This is a genomic window from Stenotrophomonas sp. SrG, assembly GCF_050031795.1.
Lineage (GTDB): Bacteria > Pseudomonadota > Gammaproteobacteria > Xanthomonadales > Xanthomonadaceae > Stenotrophomonas > Stenotrophomonas rhizophila_A.
This window is the reverse complement of sequence record NZ_JBNBBE010001052.1, coordinates 1-240: the sequence shown is the minus strand read 5'-3', so window position 1 is coordinate 240 and position 240 is coordinate 1. Positions and strand designations below refer to the sequence as shown.

General features: G+C 67.5%; 1 pseudogene. It reads right to left on the bottom strand.

Annotated elements, in window-relative coordinates:
* Positions 1-28: 28 nt before the first annotated feature.
* A pseudogene (locus ACQG3P_RS22695) lies at positions 29-240 on the bottom strand (hypothetical protein); the annotation flags it as partial.

The following is a 240-nucleotide window of genomic DNA, read 5'->3' as shown; positions in this document are numbered from 1 at the left end:
GGCGATGCCTGCATGGTGCTGGAAACGATTACTCGAGGGCGCCCAGCTTACCTGCAAGTTCTGCGGTGCACGACGTCCGCAGCAGCTCGGGCGTGAGCAGGGCCGCCAACCAGTCCATGAATGATGAAACCCGGCGCGGCAGGTGCCGTCGCTGGGCATACAGCAGGGTCACCGGCATCGGCGCGGCCAAACAGTCCGGCCCCACATCCACCAACGATCCGGCCGCCAGTGCCGCCCGGG